Source organism: Pantoea sp. Cy-639, from assembly GCF_011752525.1.
GTDB lineage: Bacteria > Pseudomonadota > Gammaproteobacteria > Pseudomonadales > Pseudomonadaceae > Aquipseudomonas.
Genome location: NZ_VWXI01000052.1, coordinates 1 through 545 on the forward strand (window position 1 = coordinate 1; position 545 = coordinate 545).

1 pseudogene is annotated in these 545 nt (G+C 65.3%); it reads left to right on the forward strand.

The window, feature by feature from the left end:
• Positions 1-545, forward strand: a pseudogene (locus F3J43_RS23680) (hypothetical protein); the annotation flags it as partial.

Below are 545 nucleotides of genomic sequence, written 5' to 3' on the forward strand. Positions count from 1 at the left end.
CCTGACCCGCGAGCACCAGCATTACCTGGCCACCGGCACGCCGATGGTCGCGGTATGGCAGCACGAGTACGACGCGCTCAACCAGCGCACCGCCACCATCCGCCCGGACGGCCACAAGGTCAGCTGGCTGACCTACGGCAGCGGCCACCTGCTCGGCATGACCCTCGACCAGCACGAGATGCTGGCCTATGAGCGCGACGACCTGCACCGCGAGGTGGTCCGTCATCAGGGCAACAAGCTGATGCAGACCCAGGCCTGGGATCCGGTCGGGCGCTTGCAGGAGCAACTACTGGGTAGCCATGACGGCCAGTCCACCTTGCTCAAGCGTCAATACCGCTACGACGCTGCCGGCCAGCTGACCAACATCCACGACAGCCGTCGCGGGGCGCTGGAGTACCAGTACGATCCGGTCGGCCGCCTGCTCAAGGCCACCAGCCGCCTCGGCGTGGAAACCTTCGCCTTCGACCCGGCTGGCAACCTGCTCGATCAGAAAACCCAGGAACTGAACCGACCGCTGGAAGCCAATCCACGACGCAACAAACTGA